Origin of the sequence: Sphingomonas sp. QA11 (assembly GCF_028473665.1) — a bacterium.
GTDB lineage: Bacteria > Pseudomonadota > Alphaproteobacteria > Sphingomonadales > Sphingomonadaceae > Sphingomonas > Sphingomonas phytovorans.
In genome coordinates this window covers 3,184,396-3,199,376 of sequence record NZ_CP098774.1, presented here as the reverse complement: position 1 = coordinate 3,199,376, position 14,981 = coordinate 3,184,396, and the positions used below count along the sequence as shown (strand labels likewise).

Here is a 14,981-nt window from a genome sequence, read left to right as displayed (position 1 = left end):
CTCGCCCTTCAGTCGTCATGCCGAACGTGTTTCAGCGTGGCGAAGATTAGGCCGTAGGCTTATAAAAAGCGGCCTGTCCAGTTCCGCCCCAGAAGCAGACTCAAGGCAGCTTCAACGACCAACCTGCGTTTGCTTCGATGACGCTCGCAACGGCGGACGCCTTTGCGGCAAGTTCGCCGTCCATACCATCATCGAGCGCCAACGCTTCCATTTTGTCATACAGTCTTCGCGACGCGTAAAAATCAAAAATGGCCTCATTGTCAGGATATTCCCAGAACGCAGTGATCCAAACGCCCTCTTTCCCGGGGGCTGACCACCTGCACCAATCGTTCCACAGGCGCAGCGCAAGTGTTGCATCGGGGGCAGACGCAACCTGATCTAGCAGGGTGTCGAGAGGCCATCCTGCAAGCCGGAACATGCAGATGCCATCGTCGAGACGATCTCTCTTTTGCTCTATTTGCTCACGCAGAAACATTTTCTGAAAACCGTCGAGAACGCGCCACTCTCTCTCAGACCAGTTCTCTGGATCGCCGGTGTCGAAGCGATTCAAGCTGACTTCCATTGCGGTATTACTCACGTCTTCACCGGCAGCCAATATTTCGAGGATGCGGGGGAGTAGGTAGGCCCAAGTCTCCTTCGAAAGCCCTTTCGCATCGCAAGCTGCGCCATACCAATCTTGAATGTAGGCTAGCGGAAGATCTCTTATATCTGGATTGAAGAAGCTGGTTTCGATTTTTCGATCCATGCAGCACCTTTCGCAAACCCCAATGCTGCCCGGCTTTGGATATGCGAATACACGATATGCCTCTTCGATCAGGTTGAAGAATGGGTGGTCGGCTGGGACCTTTGCTTCAATTGGCCCTGACGGCTGGCGGATCATGCGCCCTGGTAGCATTGACTCAACCCAGATGGAATTGTGGACACGAGCATTCGGAAGGCAGATCGGGAAACTTTATGTCCGTTTTCCACCCAATGTCGGCCGTTCAGCCTTCATGCCAAAAGCGGTCGTTTATGAGTTCACGGTCTGATAGGTCCGATCAGGGCAGGCTGGAACAGGCACTCTCCGCCATCCGTTGATATGCATCCTTCTGGAGAGAATCGATGCGTAGCAACAAGATCGCGCTCGCTGCCGCCCTTGCGCTGGCGGGGCTAGCCGTTTCGGGATGCCGCTATGGTCATCCCGGTCATGACAGCGACCGGCATCATGGCCACCATCGTGGCGATGGCGATCGCGACGGCAATCGTTGAGGCGTGCTAACCGTCGCGTAGCGCGGCGGCGGCGCCGGTCAGTTCGAGGTCGGACCGGTTGACGATCGCGACAGGCACCTCGCCGAGTTGCCGGCGAAACGCGTCCTTGGCCTCAAGCCGCTTGCGGAATTGCGGATCGCTCAGATGCATGTGCAACGCACGGGGGATCGGCCCCGTCAGATATACGCCCTCCCAGGCGCCGAAGGCTAGGACGAGATCGCCGATGAAGGCGCCCAGATAGCCGGCGACCATCCGCGCCACGGCGGTCGATACCGGGTCGCGCCCGGCTGAACGGGTAACTTCCTCCGGACTGCGGATGGTCTTGCCTCCTTCGGCCAGAGCCGCATAGGCGGCGACCAGTCCATTCGCGCTAAGCAGGGATTCCGCGCTCGGCTGGCCGCGAACGCGGACATGGGCGGCGAATTTCTCCTCATCTGGGGTGGCGGGGGAGAAGGTCATATGGCCGGCCTCGCTCGCCATGGGCAGCAGCTTGCCGTTCGAACCGGCGATCAGCGCCGCGACACCAAGGCCGGTGCCGATGCTGACCACGATATAGTGGCCGCCGGGCTGGACCAGCCGGGTCGATTGTGCGCCCACCGGGGTGAAGGCGCTCTGGTTGAGCGTGGTGAGGGCAAGCGCCGTGGCCGCGCATTCGTTGAGCGCGCGGGGCCGGGCGCGGAGTACCGCCTCCACGCCGGAGAGCGAGATGTACCAGCGGCTGCCGGTGAGGTTGATCAGGTCGCCCCGCGCCGCACCGGCGACCGCGAGCACGCTGGGCAGAGTCGCATCCCGCATCCCCACGTCGCCGAGATAAGCGAGCAAAGCGCTGGTGAACGTGGCATGTTCGGCGGTGTGATAGCTGCGTACGTCGCGCGGCAGAATGCCCGCCGCGCCGCCGCTGAGTGCAAACCGTACCGATTGGCGGCCGATATCGGCCACCAGCCCAATCTCTTCGCCCGTCATCGCCCACCCTCTCAAGCCGCCCTCCTATGCGGGAAGGTCGATCATGTGAGCGGTACCATAGGGTTCGGGGGTTACCTAGACGCTAATTTACCCGGCGGAATGCCGTCCACGTCGCCGTCCGCGGGTAGGAGGAGGACGCCGCTCGGCGCCCTCCTCCGATCACATCAGAGGACCTCGAACAGCCCGGCGGCACCCTGGCCGCCGCCGATGCACATCGTCACGACGACATATTTGGCGCCGCGGCGCTTGCCTTCGATCAGTGCGTGGCCGGTCGCGCGCGCGCCGGTCATGCCGTACGGATGGCCTATCGAGATCGCGCCGCCCGAGACGTTGAGCAGGTCGTTGGGAATGCCGAGCTTGTCGCGGCAATAGAGCACCTGCACCGCGAAAGCCTCGTTCAGCTCCCACAGGCCGATATCGTCCATCTTCAGGTTGAAACGCTGAAGCAGCTTGGGGATGGCGACGATCGGGCCGATGCCCATCTCGTCCGGCTCGGTGCCGCCCACCGCGATGCCGATATAGCGGCCAAGCGGCTGGAGCCCGCGCTTCTCGGCCAGCTTCTCCTCCATCAGCACCGACGAGGAGGAGCCGTCCGACAGCTGGCTGGCATTGCCGGCGGTGATCGTCATGCCCGGGCCCATCACCGGCTGGAGCGCCTTCAGGCCTTCCAGCGTGGTGTCGGCGCGGTTTCCCTCATCCTTCGAGAGAGTCACTTCCTTGTAGGTGACCTCCTTGGTTTCCTTGTTGACCACCGCCATGGTCGCGGTGACCGGAACGATCTCCTTGTCGTAATAGCCGGCGGCCTGGGCGGCGGCGGTCCGCTGCTGCGACTGGAGCGCATATTCGTCCATCACGTCGCGGCTGATGCCGTAGCGCTTGGCGACCACCTCGGCGGTGCCGAGCATCGGCATGTAGATGTCCTTGTGCATCGCGACGAGCTCGGGGTCGGGCGCGACGTTCATCTTGGGGGTCTGGACGAGGCTGATGCTCTCGACACCGCCGCCGATGGTGATCTCCATCTGATCGGTGATGATCTGCTTCGCGGCGGTAGCGATCGCCATCAGGCCCGACGAGCATTGCCGGTCGATCGACTGGCCGGCGACGCTGACCGGCAGGCCGGCGCGGAGCAGCGACGTGCGCGCGATATTGCCGGCCTGATGGCCCTGCTGCAGGGCGCAGCCGAACACGACATCGTCGACCTCGGCCGGATCGATCCCGGCGCGCTCGACCGCTGCCTTGATCGAGTGGCTGGCAAGGGTGGGCGCGGGGGTGTTGTTGAACGCGCCGCGATAGGCGCGGCCGATCGGGGTACGGGCGGTCGAAACGATGACGGCGGAACGCATGGGAGAGGTCCTTTCTTCAAGCCCCTTCCCTTCGGGGAGGGGGCTTTAGGGTTTCAAACGAAAATCTGGCTGATCCATTCGGCGATCATCGCAGGCTTTTCCTCGCCCTCGATCTCGACGGTGAATTCGTTGGTCTGCTGCCACTGGCCGGGGCGCTTCTCGGCGAACTCGATCAGCTTGAAGCGGCCGCGCACGCGCTTGCCGGAGCGTACCGGCTGGAGGAAGCGAACTTTGTTGCCGCCATAGTTGATCCCCATCTTCACGCCCTCGATCTGCGGTGCGTCTGCGACCTTGGACGCAAGCAACGGCATCAGGGAAAGCGTGAGAAAACCATGGGCGATGGTGCCGCCGAACGGCGTCATGGCGGCCATCTGGGGGTTCACATGAATGAACTGGTGGTCACCGGTCGCGTCGGCGAACTTGTCGATCATCTCCTGGCTCACCTCCACCCAGTCGGAGACGGTCTCGGTGCCGAGCCGCTGCGCCATTTCCTGCACGGTGATGGTTGGCATGATGTCCTCGATGGCTGTTGGGTTTCCGGGTTCCTCTAGGCACGGTGGCCGTACCCGCGCAAGCCTTGCCCGACCGTAAACTTGAACCGGTGCGATGACGTAGCGTCCATAGCTCGTGAATCGGTGGATAGTCGCTATGGTGAGAGCGAACCCGAGCTTCTAAAACGCGCCGACTCGCGAATCGCGCCGGTCGCAATTTCGTCGAGCCCGTCGAACACCCCATCGATTGTCCGGATCCTCGCGATAGGGGCGCCGCAGGAGCCCAAATATGGGCATTTGGTTTTTCCTGGAGCAGTACATGATCTTTCACGTTTCGATCGATGCCGATAATCCCCGGCACGTCGCGGAGGTGATCGCCGAGCTGTGGGATGGGCAGGCGACTCCCTTCCCGCCGGTGATCGCGGGAAGCTGGGTCGCGATGGCCGGCGACGAGCGCAACACCGTCATCGAGGTCTATCCGCGCGGTACCGAACTTGTGCCGGCCGATGGCGACGCCGATTCCTACGGCGTGATCGGATCCCCCGACCGCCGCTCCGCGACTCATGTTGCCATTGCGACGCGCATGGGCGCGACCGAGGTGTTCGCGATCGCGGACCGCGAGGGCTGGCCGGCCAAATATCGCAAGCGCGGCGGTGCGTTCGGCGTGATCGAGTTCTGGGTCGAGGGCAGCCGGATGATCGAGGTGCTGACCCCGGTGATGCAGGGAGAATATCTCGGCGCGATGACTGTCGGGAACTGGAACGCGATGCTCGTCTCGATGGAGACGGAACAGCGCGTGTCGGCGATGGCATAGGCTTTTCCTCCCAAGCTTGCTTGGGAAGTAAAGGTCAGCCCGCCGGCTGTTTCGCGACGAATGTCCCTTCGCGATAGCTTGCGCCGAAATAGACGTCGACGCTGCGGATCAGCCCGCCGTACACGGTCAGATATTCGGTGTTGCGAAACTGGTCGCCGGTTTCGGTTATGACGAGATAGGTCACGAAAACGCCGGTATCGTTCGACGCCATGCGCTCGATCCGAAAATCGACGAAGTGATCGCCGTTTGGCCAGCAACGCTCGAAAAAGGCGTCGCGGGATATCGCGTCGTCATAGGGGCTGGTGAAGGTGAAATCGGGCGCGAGCAAGGCCTGGCTGTCCTCGCGGCGCCGATCGCGAAATGCCTCGAACTGGGCCCGTACGATCGTTTCACGGTCATCGATCACGGCGTTGTATCCTGATCGACGGCCGAACGGTCGGCGGACGGCTTAAGTTCGATGACCGTCTCCGGATCTTCGGCGACGGGTGCCGCGTTCTCGCCATAAGGCGGTGCCTCGGGATATGGCCCGATCAAGCCGCCCAGCGCTGCCGCGGTGAACGAGGCCTGGGTCGAATAGGCCAACTCGATTCCTTCAGCATTCAGTCGTCTGATGATGCCGAGGCCGATGGCGTGTCGGGCGTCGAAGAAATCTCCGAAGGCTGCGGTCGGCGAGTCGAATTCCACGTCGAAATCATAGCTCGACTGACCGAAGCCGATGAAACCGGCGCGAACGAAGGTCCGGCCGCATTTCTCGATCACTTCCTGCAATATGTCGGGCAGGCGCTCCATCTTCTCGACCGGAGTCCATCGCACCACGCCGAGCTTGAACTGGCCACGGCGATAGGCGCGCTGGCTGTTGTTGAGGATCTCCTTGTCGAGCAGCTTCCTGTTGGCGATGATCCGCTCTTCGCCCGTCGCGGCGCGCACGCGCGTCGATTTCAGCCCGATTGCCTCGACCGTGCCCGAGCTGCTGTCATAGGTGATCGCGTCGCCCCGCCGGAATGGCCGGTCGAACAGGATTGCCAGTGCCGCGAACAGGTCAGCGAAGATGCCCTGCGCGGCCAGGCCGATCGCGATGCCGCCGACGCCGAGACCGGCAACGAGACCAGTCACGTTCACCCCGAGATTGTCGAGCACGACGATCAGCGCGATGGCGAACAGCGCGAAGGTAACGAGCAGGCGGATGATGCCCATCGCGCTGCCGATCGCTTCGCCCGAGTAGTTTTCGGAATGGGTGCGATGTTCGATCGCGCCGAGGATGATCTCGCGCGCCCAGATCGCCGCCTGGAATACCGCCGAGACGGTGAACAGGAAGGAGATCGTCGTCGTCACCTCGCGTGGCGCATTGGCATAGCCGGCGACCAGCTTGGCCGCGACCATGATGATGAAGAAATTGCCGGTCTTGACGATGGCGCGGCCGAACACGGTGCCCCACCCGGCCTGACCTGGCCGCAAGTTGCACAGCTTGTTGCCCATCTGTCGAAGGAACATCAACCCGGCGACGACTACCGCTGCCGCGGCGACGGCGATGATGATTTGCAGCCAATGGGTCTGGAACCAGATCGAGCTGGCGGTGAACAGATCCTCCGCCTGGTCCTGTACGTTGGACGCTGAAAGGACAGGCGCCTTTGCCTGGCTGTTGTTCGTTACGGTCATGGAATTATGCTGCCTTGGCGGGCGCCGCGGCACCAGGGTTTTCTAGGAAATCGATCAGCCCGCGTTCGGCGCGCGATAGATACTGGGTTGAACGGGGCAGCGGCCTGCCGCGCAATGCTGCCTGCCCGTCCTTCACCGCGGCGAGCAGCGCAGGGTGGACATAGGATTTGCGGGCGATCGCGGGGGTGTTGCCCAGCGCCTCGGTAACGGGTTCGAGCATCGTCTTCAGGCTGATGTCGCCACGGGCGCCGGCCAGCGTTTCGAAGGCGAGGACGCTCGCCCCCCATGTGCGGAAATGCTTGGCTGAATAATCCTCGCCCATCGCCTCGCGGATATAGGCGTTGACGTCCGACGAGGTGACTGGATGCGCCTCGCCCGCGGCGTCGATCCAGCGGAACAGGTGCTGGCCGGGCAGGTCCTGGCATTTCCTGACGAACCGGCTGAGCGATCCGTCGGTGATCGTCAGCACGCGCAGCTTGCCCGATTTCGCCTTGTACTGGAGCTTCAGCGTCTTGCCGCGCAGATTGGCGTGGCGCTTGCGGAGCGTGGTCGCGCCGAAGCTCTTGTTCGCCTTCACATAGCCTTCGTTGCCGATGCGGACATGGCCGAGATCGAGCAGCCGCACGATGGCGGCGACGGCGGTCTCCTTGTCGAGTCCGCGGCGCTTCAAATCCTGGTCAACGCGGGCGCGCAATCTGGGCAGGGCACGGCCGAAAGGCGCGCACAGTTCGTATTTGGCGGATTCCTGCGCCTCGCGGAATTCGGGATGATAGCGATATTGCTTGCGCCCCTTCTCATCCCAGCCGACCGCCTGGATGTGGCCGTTGGGTTTCGGGCAATACCAGGCGTCGCGATAGGCCGGGGGCAGGCCGACCGCGTTCAGCCGGTCGATCTCCTCGCGATCGGCGATGCGCTTGCCTTCCGTATCCCAATAGCCCCAGCCATGCCGGACCTTCCTGCGGGTGATGCCGGGCTCGCTGTCGTCGCAATAGATGATCTTCGCCATGGGGCAAAAAATGCGCGAGGACGCCCGTTCGTTCCGGTAACTGATCGGTCATCGGTCATGGAGTAACCTCGACGACGCCTTTTTCCCCGGAGAAACCGATGCACCGTCCCGTTTCCCTGCTCGCGCTGAGCCTGTTCGCGCTTGCCGCCCCCGCATATCCGCAAGCTGCCGCCCGGGGTCCGTTCACCGTGACGGAACTACGCCAGTCCTTCGGCCGCCTCGACGAGGCGCTGGCGGCGCTGAAGGGCGCTGACGGCACGATCACCATCGCGCCGGGCCGTTACAACCAGTGCGCGGTGCAGGACGCGGGCCGGGTGGCGTTCGTCGCCGAGGTGCCGGGCAGCGTGGTGTTCGACCGCGGCGTGTGCGAGGGCAAGGCGACGCTGGTGCTGCGCGGCACCTCGGCCCGTGTCGACGGCATCGTCTTCACTCATGTCCTGGTCGACGACGGCAACGGCGCGGGCATCCGGATCGAGAAAGGCGATCTCGTCGTCACCAACGCCATGTTCGTCGACAATCAGTGCGGCATCCTGTCCGCCGACGACGCCGGCAGCACCATCTCGATCGATCATTCGACCTTTGCCGGGCTGGGCAAGGACCCGACCGGGCACGGCGCTCATTCAGTCTATATCGGTGGCTTCGGCACGGTGAAGATCACGCGGTCGCGCTTCGAACGCGGCACCGGCGGCCATTATGTCAAGATTCGCGCGCCTCGGGTCGAGATCCTGGACAACAGTTTCGACGACAGCGCGGGCCACGCCACCAACTACATGATCGACCTGTCGAACGGCGCGACCGGGCGGATTGCGGGCAACAGCTTCGTCGCCGGTCCCGACAAGGAAAACCATTCGACGATGATCACCGTCGCCCCCGAAGGCGTCAAGAACAGCTCAGCCGGATTGATCGTGGAGCACAATGTCGCGCGGCTCTCGCCCGGCTTCAGCTGGAACACGACCTTTGTCGGCAACTGGTCCGGCGACCGGATCGTCGTTCGCGACAATGATCTCGCCGACCGGATCGAGCCGGTGGGGTCGCGCGGGCAGCTTTCGGCCGCTGCCGGCCTCGTCGACAAGGTGCGAGCCAAGGTGATGGGCAAGATATTCTAGACACGCGATACGCCGCCACAGGCCGCTGTCGGTGATCTGGTCCATCCGGAAGAAACGCCGCATCGCCGGGAAGGCGGGGTCGAGCACCCGGTTCATATAGGCCGGGCCGAGCAGGCCGCCATGTTCGTCCGACATCGGGCGGAGGCGCCGCCGGATGCCGTAGCTCTCGCGCCGTACCCATGCCGGACGGATTCGGGAGGACCATTCCGACATGCGGTGCGCGCGACTGGGCGGACCGGCAAAGTCATGGCCATAGGCCGAGGGCTGGCGCGCCAGTTCCGGGTCGATCGCGGCGAGAAGCCGGGCTTCGAAGCGGCCCGCCTGTTTGAGGCGCATCGGCAGCGCCATCGCGCCGGCGACGACCTGATGATCGAGGAATGGCATGAGATAGGCGCCATAGCGCGCCTCCATGCTGATCTCCCTCCCGAACAGCGAGCGACACCGCACCCGCGGATAGATCTGCTCGACCTGCGCGCGCGGGATCGGTCCAGTCTCCCCGGGGATTTCGAGCGCGTCGCGGATCTTGTCGCTGATCCGGCGCAAGAACTCGGTCGGATCGAACAAGGCGGTCGCATCGCGCCGGATGAAGCGCGCGAAGAACGTGCTGGCGACCGTGGTGGCGGTGATCGGCCGATCCGGGAGGAAGAAGAAATCGCGATAGATCTCGCCGCAGCCGCCCGATGCGGCCAGTCCGCCGCCGGCATGGCGCGCGTCGCGCGCGATGGCATTGCCGCCATTGTCGAAGATGTTGCCGAAATTGGGCAGTCCATCGAATTCATGGAAATTGCGCTCGACCTGCTCGACGAACGCGGCAGGGTCGAGATCGGCGGCATGCTTGTCCGTCCAGCGGACCTGAAAGCCCTGGGCAGCGCCGATCGCCTGGGCGATCTCCACGTCCGGGCTGCCCGGCGGCCCATAGACATAGACCTCCGGGCGGCTCCCCGCCGCCCGCAGCGCCGCGAGCAACAGGCGCGAATCGAGCCCGCCCGACAGGGGGCAATGCACCCGGTCGCCGAAATGGCCGACATGGGCGGCGATCACGTTCTCCAGGCGTTCCCGGTTGTCGCGGAGCCGTTCCTCCGGCGGCATGTCGCGCAGCAGGCCCGGCAACGGCTTGGTCGTGGCATGCGCCACGCATCCCCGCTCCGTCAGTTCGATGATCTCGCGCGGCCCCAATGTCTTGAGTTCGGCAAAGACCGTGTCGTCGCCGATCGGCACGACATTGAAGGCGAATTCATAGATGCCCTGCCTATCGAAGCTCAGTCGCGGCAGCGCCTTGGCTGCGGCCAGCAACGAGGTTGAGAAGACCGTTCGGCCCTGATCGTGGAAAATCTGGAAGGCCGCGAAATAATCGGTGAACAGGAAGTTGCGGCCGCCCTTGCGGACGAACGCGACGAAATGGCCACCGATGCGCGACCAGTCCAGTGCCGGCAGCGCCGCCGATTCAAGCAGCTTGCGCAGCGCCGCTTCGCCCATCAGCCCGTCGAAGGTCAGGGTGCCGGCAATCGCGACGAGATCGTCGCCCTGCGCGAGCAGGTTCTCCGGGCCGCCGATGATATGTGGCAGATGCAGCAATCGCCAGCCCGGCAGTTGCCGTTCCACGCCCGCCATCCGGAAGCCGTGCAGCGCGAACTGCGCACGCGCGCCGGCCAGCGCCGCATCGGCGAAATCAGGGTCAGCCGTCTGGACTAGGAACAATCCGGCCATCGGAATCTCATCTTTCGCAAGGATGTGAGGCGCAGGTGTTGAGCGGAGCCGCCGTCATATGGCTGCCGGGGTTTGCGAGGCAGTGGCACGCCTGGCGCGCATGGGCCGCCAGACCATCTCGCTGCGCTTGCGCGCCAGATAGGTGTCCAGCGCGATCTGCGCCCCGATCAGCATATAGACGAACGGGCTGAGCGCGATGCCGACAAAGGCGGCGCCGAGCAGGTAGATCAGATGTCCACTTTGCAGGGCGCTGGCCAGCGGCGCGACCCAGGCCTGGTCCGGCGGCGCGCGCCGATAACGGTGCCGCAATATCTCCATGCGGAAAATGCCGATCAGGTTGATCGCTAGCCACAGCGCGAGACCGGGATAGCCTTGCTCGCCAAGCATCTCGAAATAGGAGCTGTGATAGGCACGTGCCTTGTCGGTGGTCAGCTTGCTCGCGACCGTGACGTTGCTGCCGGAACCCGACGCCGAGACGAGGTCGTAGCGCAGCACGTTCTGGCGATAGGTCTCGAAGCCCCCGCCGAACGGATGGGTCTTGGCGTACTCCCAGGTCCATTTCCACACGGCGACCCGAGTCGAGGCGGATTCGTCCGCCTTGTAGGTCTTGATCGTTCCCATGCGCGCGGTGAAGGCGCTGGGCAGGAACGGGACCGCGACCAGAGCGATCGCGCCAAGTACCCCCAGATACAGCAGCTTGCGCCGCGCATCGCGCAGCAGCAGCACAGCGCACAGGCCGATGCAGAGCAGCCCGGTGCGGGCCGAGGTGCCGACCGGAATCAGCAGGCAGGCGAAGACCAGCGCGTAGCAGAAGACCTTTACCTTCCAGTCGGGCGGAAAGATCGTGCCGAAGCGCGAGAACCACAGGATCAGCGGAATGATCGTGATCGCGACCGTCGAGATGATCGAGCCTTCGTAAAGGCCGCTATTGTTGGAGACCATCAGGTTGAGCTCGCCATAGCCCCCGCCGCTGGCAAGCGTCTTGATCCCGCCGACCATGATGATCGACGACGCGCCCAGGATCATGAACAGCAACAGCGCCTCGATCCGCAGCCGGGTGCGCAGGGTGAGTGGCAGGAAGGCGGCGAACGCAAGCGACTTCCAGACCCAGTCCCATTTGTCCCGTGCCTCGACCGGGAAATCGGCGTTGAGTGTCGTAACGTAGCAATAGAGCAGGAGCAGCAGGATCATGAACTGGCGCGGCGCGACCCGGCTGTCCTTCTTGTCGTCGACCAATATCCAGGACAGCACGCACAATGCCACCGCGATCAGCGAGATCGGCACCGAATTGAGCAGCATGTAGGTCAGTCGCTGCGGCGAGACGATGTCGATATAGACATAGGTCAGCACGAACAGGAACGGCTTGCGAAAGCCGCCGGCGAAGAGCGCAGCAAGAAAGGCGACGAAGACGAGATCACGCACCCGGACGGTTCCCGCTCTTGGATGTCACGCCCTTGGGCGCCGGCGTGGAATCCTCTGGATCGGGCTCCTTGTCGAGATCGGGACGGCGCAGCAGGACCCAGGCGGCGAGCAGCATCAGGCCGTGGCTGATGGCGAGCGCTAAATTGTCGATCATGCCCTTCGCCTTTTTTTGCCCAGCCCATCCCGGGGACCATGGGATGGTTACTCCGGCGCGGGTTGAGGCTCCGTTAAGCAGTGGCGTGGCAGGGAGAATGGCATGCGCATCCTCCATATCCTCGACCATGGCCTGCCCCTGCAGAGCGGATACACGTTCCGTACCCGCGCGATCCTCAAGAGCCAGATGCGGCGTGGCTGGGACGTCGCCGCCGTCACCGGGCCGCGTCACGGCAAGAGCGAGATGGCGGAGGAGACGGTCGACGGGATCGATTTCTTCCGCACCGTCGCGCCACGCCGGTTGCCGAGCCCGTTCGGCGAGCTGCGCGAGATCGACGCTTTCGCGCGGCGGATCGATGAGGTGGTCGATGCCTTCCGGCCGGACATTCTTCACGCCCATTCGCCGGTGCTCGACGCGGTCGCCGGCCTGCGCGTCGCGAAGAAGCGCAAGCTGCCTTTCGTCTATGAGATTCGCGCTTTCTGGGAAGATGCTGCGGTCGGTAATGGTACCGGACGCGAAGGATCGCTGCGCTATCGCGCCACGCGCGCGCTGGAAACCTGGGCAGTGCGCAAGGCTGACGCGGTCGCGGTGATCTGCGAGGGCCTGCGCCGCGATCTGGTGGCTCGGGGTATCGACCAGTCGAAGATCTTCGTCTCGCCCAATGGCGTCGACCTGGAGATGTTCGGCGCGCCTCTGCCCTATGACCACGAACTTGCCCGTTCGCTGGGACTCGATGGCGCCGAGATCGTTGGTTTCATCGGCAGCTTCTACGATTACGAAGGGTTGGACGATCTGATCGCCGCGATGCCGATGCTGGTCGCATCACGCCCCAGGGCACATCTGCTTATGGTCGGCGGCGGACCGATGGAGCAGGCGCTGCGTGCGCAGGCGGCGGCATCGCCGGTCTCCGGCCATATCCGTTTCATCGGCCGCGTGCCGCACGGCGAGGTCGACCGCTATTACAGCCTGACCGATGTGCTGGCCTATCCGCGCAAGCGCATGCGGCTGACCGATCTCGTCACGCCGCTCAAGCCGCTTGAGGCGATGGCACAGCGCCGTCTCGTCGCCGCCTCCGATGTCGGCGGACACCGCGAGCTGATCCGCCATGGCGAGACCGGCACGCTGTTCCCACCCGGCGATCCTGACGCGATGGCGCGGAGCCTCGCCGGCCTGCTCGCCGATCGCGACGTCTGGGAAGCACGTCGTGAACGCGGCCGGGCCTTTGTCGAAACGGAGCGAAACTGGTCCGTAAATGTCGGTCGTTATGCTCCCGTTTACCAAAAACTTACCAAAACCATGCCATCCGGTAACGCATGGTCGACTCCACCCGCCGTCAACGCCTGAACCTGCCGGTCGCGCCGCTTGTCGCGGCGGTGATCGGCGGCGTTATCGCACTCGCCTTCGCCCTGATCCCGACCGGCCTGCTCGAGGATCTCGTGATCGACAGCGGCCTTGCCGCGGTCATCCCCGCGGCGGCGCCGCCGCTTGGTGTGACCGCGCGCGCGGTGCTGATCCTGGCGGCCGGCGGCGGCACCGCGCTGATCGCCTGGTTCGGACTGTTCCTGCTGCTGGGCGACCGGGCAATCGTCGTGCAGAAATCGGGTGAGACGGATGACGGGAAAGCGCCGGTGCTGCGCCGTGCCGATGCCCATCCCGATGCACCCGCGCGACGGCCCCTCTCGGCCAATCGCGAGCTTGGCACGCCCTTCCTCGAAGTGCGCGCGCAACGCCCGGTCCACGCGCGCGCCGACGAGCGCGAGGACGAGATCGACGATCTGTCGATGGAAGAGCCGTTCGCCGAGCGCGATCTGCCCGCCAATCTGGACATGCCCCTCGCGGCCTATGATCCCCATGCAATCCCCGAGGAGCCGGTCGATTGGTCTCCGCAACCGTCTCCGCTGCCGGGCAAGCCGCGGCAGCAGGTGTTCGATCCGGGCGAGCGCTTCGAGACGTTCGAGCTCACGCCGCTGGTTCGCAGCACGACTTCAGCTCCCGCCTTCACGCCTGAGGCCGAACCCGTCGCGCAGCCTGAGCGGACTCCAGCGCTCATCCCGCCGCCGGTGGCCAAGCCGATCCAGGCACCGGAACCGATCCAGACGTCCGGGCCGGTCTATGCGCCTGCGCCGATCGCGCCGCCTGAGCCCATGCCGGCATTTGCCCCGACCGAGGCACGCGAGCCCGAGTCGGCCTATACTCCGGTGCCGATCGTGGCGCCCGAGCCGACGCCCGCCTTCGCGCCGACCCCGGCGCGGGAGCCGTCGCAATTCTTCAAGACCAGTCGCCCGCTTCGCCCCGAACGGCCGGTTGAGGAGGAACGTCCCTTCGCCCCGGCGCGACCGCGTGCCTCGGCACGGGTCGAGACCGATCCGTCCGCCAGTATCCACGCATTGCTTGACCGGCTTGAGCGTGGCGTTGGGCGTCGCGAGACGATAATGCCGCCTGCGCCACCGCAGAATGAGGATTCGCTGCAGGAGGCGCTGGTCACGCTGCGCCGCCTCGCCACGCGCGGCTGAGGCTTATTCTTCCACGGTAAGCGCCTCGATCGCGATCGTTGCGATACCTTCCGCGCGGCGTACCGAAGTAACCACGATATCGGCGACGAGATGCCTTCGGAGCGGCAGGTCCGCCTCAGGCAGCGCGTCGAGCCAAAGGTCGAGTTCGGGTGACATCTCTGCGTCGAGACTCAGCTCGTGCCGTGCCCCGCAGAAGGTCGCGCTCGCCCAGCGAGTCCAGTTCGACTCCATCACTCGTGCCGGACAGCCGGCGCGATGCGAGTCGGTCTCAAGGCTGCGGACGAGCAGGGTGGCGGCATCGGGACCGCGGCTCACCGGTCGCGCCCTTGAGTCAGGAATGCCTCGACGCGCGCGCGGACTCGCTGCCCTAGCTCGCGTCCGTTTCGCAGATCGCCCACCAGTCGCGGATCGTTGACCGACAGGCGGCCGAAGCGTGTGGGTGGCATTCCCGTCTCCTTCAAATACCGATCGATCTTTGCCAGCACCGACATCGCAGCCCTTTCCGAGTCTCTTGATTGTGTTCACTGTCTGTTCCGTAATTTCCAACTTGTCTAGGAA

Annotated in this window: 16 protein-coding genes; 5 read left to right on the top strand and 11 right to left on the bottom strand. The window is 64.4% G+C overall.

What is annotated here, in order from left to right:
• Positions 1 to 100: 100 nt before the first annotated feature.
• Positions 101 to 880 (bottom strand): hypothetical protein, encoded by a 780-nt coding sequence (locus NDN01_RS14765; RefSeq protein WP_272622397.1) that lies wholly within the window; start codon positions 878 to 880, stop codon positions 101 to 103.
• A 221-nt stretch (positions 881 to 1,101) separates the two neighbouring features.
• Here NDN01_RS14765 and NDN01_RS14760 point away from each other — a divergent pair, with 221 nt between their 5' ends.
• Positions 1,102 to 1,248 carry a hypothetical protein gene (locus tag NDN01_RS14760; protein WP_272622396.1) on the top strand — a complete coding sequence of 49 codons (147 nt, stop codon included), beginning with the start codon at positions 1,102 to 1,104 and terminating at the stop codon, positions 1,246 to 1,248.
• Positions 1,249 to 1,254: 6 nt separating this feature from the next.
• On the opposite strand, the gene NDN01_RS14755 is transcribed toward NDN01_RS14760, so the two are convergent.
• The 3 genes from NDN01_RS14755 to NDN01_RS14745 all read right to left on the bottom strand — a co-directional run bounded on the left by NDN01_RS14755 (position 1,255) and on the right by NDN01_RS14745 (position 4,066).
• Entirely contained in the window at positions 1,255 to 2,211 is a 957-nt protein-coding gene (locus NDN01_RS14755) for a glucokinase (protein ID WP_272622394.1), read from the bottom strand.
• A gap of 164 nt (positions 2,212 to 2,375) precedes the next feature.
• Positions 2,376 to 3,554, bottom strand: a complete 1,179-nt coding sequence (locus NDN01_RS14750; RefSeq protein ID WP_272622392.1) for an acetyl-CoA C-acyltransferase — start codon at positions 3,552 to 3,554, stop codon at positions 2,376 to 2,378.
• 53 nt (positions 3,555 to 3,607) lie between these two features.
• Positions 3,608 to 4,066 carry a MaoC family dehydratase gene (locus tag NDN01_RS14745; RefSeq protein WP_272622390.1) on the bottom strand — a complete coding sequence of 153 codons (459 nt, stop codon included), beginning with the start codon at positions 4,064 to 4,066 and terminating at the stop codon, positions 3,608 to 3,610.
• Positions 4,067 to 4,364: 298 nt separating this feature from the next.
• Between NDN01_RS14745 and NDN01_RS14740 the strand changes: the two genes are divergently transcribed.
• Positions 4,365 to 4,859 (top strand): hypothetical protein, encoded by a 495-nt coding sequence (locus tag NDN01_RS14740; RefSeq protein ID WP_272622388.1) that lies wholly within the window; start codon positions 4,365 to 4,367, stop codon positions 4,857 to 4,859.
• A gap of 34 nt (positions 4,860 to 4,893) precedes the next feature.
• On the opposite strand, the gene NDN01_RS14735 is transcribed toward NDN01_RS14740, so the two are convergent.
• The 3 genes from NDN01_RS14735 to NDN01_RS14725 are packed head-to-tail and all read right to left on the bottom strand — an operon-like array spanning position 4,894 to position 7,521.
• Positions 4,894 to 5,265, bottom strand: coding sequence for a nuclear transport factor 2 family protein (locus NDN01_RS14735; RefSeq protein ID WP_272622386.1), 372 nt, complete (start codon positions 5,263 to 5,265; stop codon positions 4,894 to 4,896).
• Positions 5,262 to 6,515 (bottom strand): mechanosensitive ion channel family protein, encoded by a 1,254-nt coding sequence (locus NDN01_RS14730; RefSeq protein ID WP_272622384.1) that lies wholly within the window; start codon positions 6,513 to 6,515, stop codon positions 5,262 to 5,264. The genes NDN01_RS14735 and NDN01_RS14730 overlap by 4 nt, the downstream gene beginning before the upstream one ends.
• Before the next feature lie 4 nt (positions 6,516 to 6,519).
• Positions 6,520 to 7,521 (bottom strand): DNA topoisomerase IB, encoded by a 1,002-nt coding sequence (locus NDN01_RS14725; RefSeq protein ID WP_272622382.1) that lies wholly within the window; start codon positions 7,519 to 7,521, stop codon positions 6,520 to 6,522.
• A gap of 98 nt (positions 7,522 to 7,619) precedes the next feature.
• Between NDN01_RS14725 and NDN01_RS14720 the strand changes: the two genes are divergently transcribed.
• Positions 7,620 to 8,627, top strand: a complete 1,008-nt coding sequence (locus tag NDN01_RS14720) for a right-handed parallel beta-helix repeat-containing protein (RefSeq protein ID WP_272622380.1) — start codon at positions 7,620 to 7,622, stop codon at positions 8,625 to 8,627.
• A gap of 1,761 nt (positions 8,628 to 10,388) precedes the next feature.
• Here the strand turns inward: NDN01_RS14720 and NDN01_RS14715 are convergent.
• Positions 10,389 to 11,756: a putative O-glycosylation ligase, exosortase A system-associated gene (locus tag NDN01_RS14715; RefSeq protein WP_272622378.1), complete on the bottom strand. Its 1,368-nt coding sequence runs from the start codon at positions 11,754 to 11,756 to the stop codon at positions 10,389 to 10,391.
• Complete coding sequence (locus NDN01_RS14710) at positions 11,749 to 11,910, bottom strand: hypothetical protein (RefSeq protein ID WP_272622376.1); 162 nt, start codon at positions 11,908 to 11,910, stop codon at positions 11,749 to 11,751. Before NDN01_RS14710 ends, NDN01_RS14715 begins: the two co-directional genes overlap by 8 nt.
• A gap of 102 nt (positions 11,911 to 12,012) precedes the next feature.
• On the opposite strand from NDN01_RS14710, the gene NDN01_RS14705 reads away from it, so the two are divergent.
• Positions 12,013 to 13,254 carry a TIGR04063 family PEP-CTERM/XrtA system glycosyltransferase gene (locus tag NDN01_RS14705; RefSeq protein WP_272622374.1) on the top strand — a complete coding sequence of 414 codons (1,242 nt, stop codon included), beginning with the start codon at positions 12,013 to 12,015 and terminating at the stop codon, positions 13,252 to 13,254.
• The gene (locus NDN01_RS14700; protein ID WP_272622372.1) at positions 13,224 to 14,423 is read left to right on the top strand and encodes a hypothetical protein; all 1,200 of its coding nucleotides are present in this window, start codon (positions 13,224 to 13,226) and stop codon (positions 14,421 to 14,423) included. Before NDN01_RS14705 ends, NDN01_RS14700 begins: the two co-directional genes overlap by 31 nt.
• Positions 14,424 to 14,426: 3 nt before the next feature.
• On the opposite strand, the gene NDN01_RS14695 is transcribed toward NDN01_RS14700, so the two are convergent.
• Both NDN01_RS14695 and NDN01_RS14690 read right to left on the bottom strand, forming a co-directional pair.
• Entirely contained in the window at positions 14,427 to 14,738 is a 312-nt protein-coding gene (locus NDN01_RS14695) for a hypothetical protein (protein ID WP_272622370.1), read from the bottom strand.
• A complete protein-coding gene (locus tag NDN01_RS14690; protein ID WP_443025125.1) occupies positions 14,735 to 14,869 on the bottom strand; it encodes a hypothetical protein in 135 nt (44 codons plus the stop codon). Before NDN01_RS14690 ends, NDN01_RS14695 begins: the two co-directional genes overlap by 4 nt.
• Positions 14,870 to 14,981: the final 112 nt, after the last annotated feature.

Excerpts from the sequence above, each read along its gene's own strand:
- NDN01_RS14765 (WP_272622397.1), bottom strand. The coding sequence starts at position 880 with ATGATCCGCCAGCCGTCAGGGCCAATTGAAGCAAAGGTCCCAGCCGAC.
- NDN01_RS14760 (WP_272622396.1), top strand. The coding sequence starts at position 1,102 with ATGCGTAGCAACAAGATCGCGCTCGCTGCCGCCCTTGCGCTGGCGGGG.
- NDN01_RS14755 (WP_272622394.1), bottom strand. The coding sequence starts at position 2,211 with ATGACGGGCGAAGAGATTGGGCTGGTGGCCGATATCGGCCGCCAATCG.
- NDN01_RS14750 (WP_272622392.1), bottom strand. The coding sequence starts at position 3,554 with ATGCGTTCCGCCGTCATCGTTTCGACCGCCCGTACCCCGATCGGCCGC.
- NDN01_RS14745 (WP_272622390.1), bottom strand. The coding sequence starts at position 4,066 with ATGCCAACCATCACCGTGCAGGAAATGGCGCAGCGGCTCGGCACCGAG.
- NDN01_RS14740 (WP_272622388.1), top strand. The coding sequence starts at position 4,365 with ATGATCTTTCACGTTTCGATCGATGCCGATAATCCCCGGCACGTCGCG.
- NDN01_RS14730 (WP_272622384.1), bottom strand. The coding sequence starts at position 6,515 with ATGACCGTAACGAACAACAGCCAGGCAAAGGCGCCTGTCCTTTCAGCG.
- NDN01_RS14725 (WP_272622382.1), bottom strand. The coding sequence starts at position 7,521 with ATGGCGAAGATCATCTATTGCGACGACAGCGAGCCCGGCATCACCCGC.
- NDN01_RS14720 (WP_272622380.1), top strand. The coding sequence starts at position 7,620 with ATGCACCGTCCCGTTTCCCTGCTCGCGCTGAGCCTGTTCGCGCTTGCC.
- NDN01_RS14710 (WP_272622376.1), bottom strand. The coding sequence starts at position 11,910 with ATGATCGACAATTTAGCGCTCGCCATCAGCCACGGCCTGATGCTGCTC.
- NDN01_RS14705 (WP_272622374.1), top strand. The coding sequence starts at position 12,013 with ATGCGCATCCTCCATATCCTCGACCATGGCCTGCCCCTGCAGAGCGGA.
- NDN01_RS14700 (WP_272622372.1), top strand. The coding sequence starts at position 13,224 with ATGGTCGACTCCACCCGCCGTCAACGCCTGAACCTGCCGGTCGCGCCG.
- NDN01_RS14690 (WP_443025125.1), bottom strand. The coding sequence starts at position 14,869 with ATGCCACCCACACGCTTCGGCCGCCTGTCGGTCAACGATCCGCGACTG.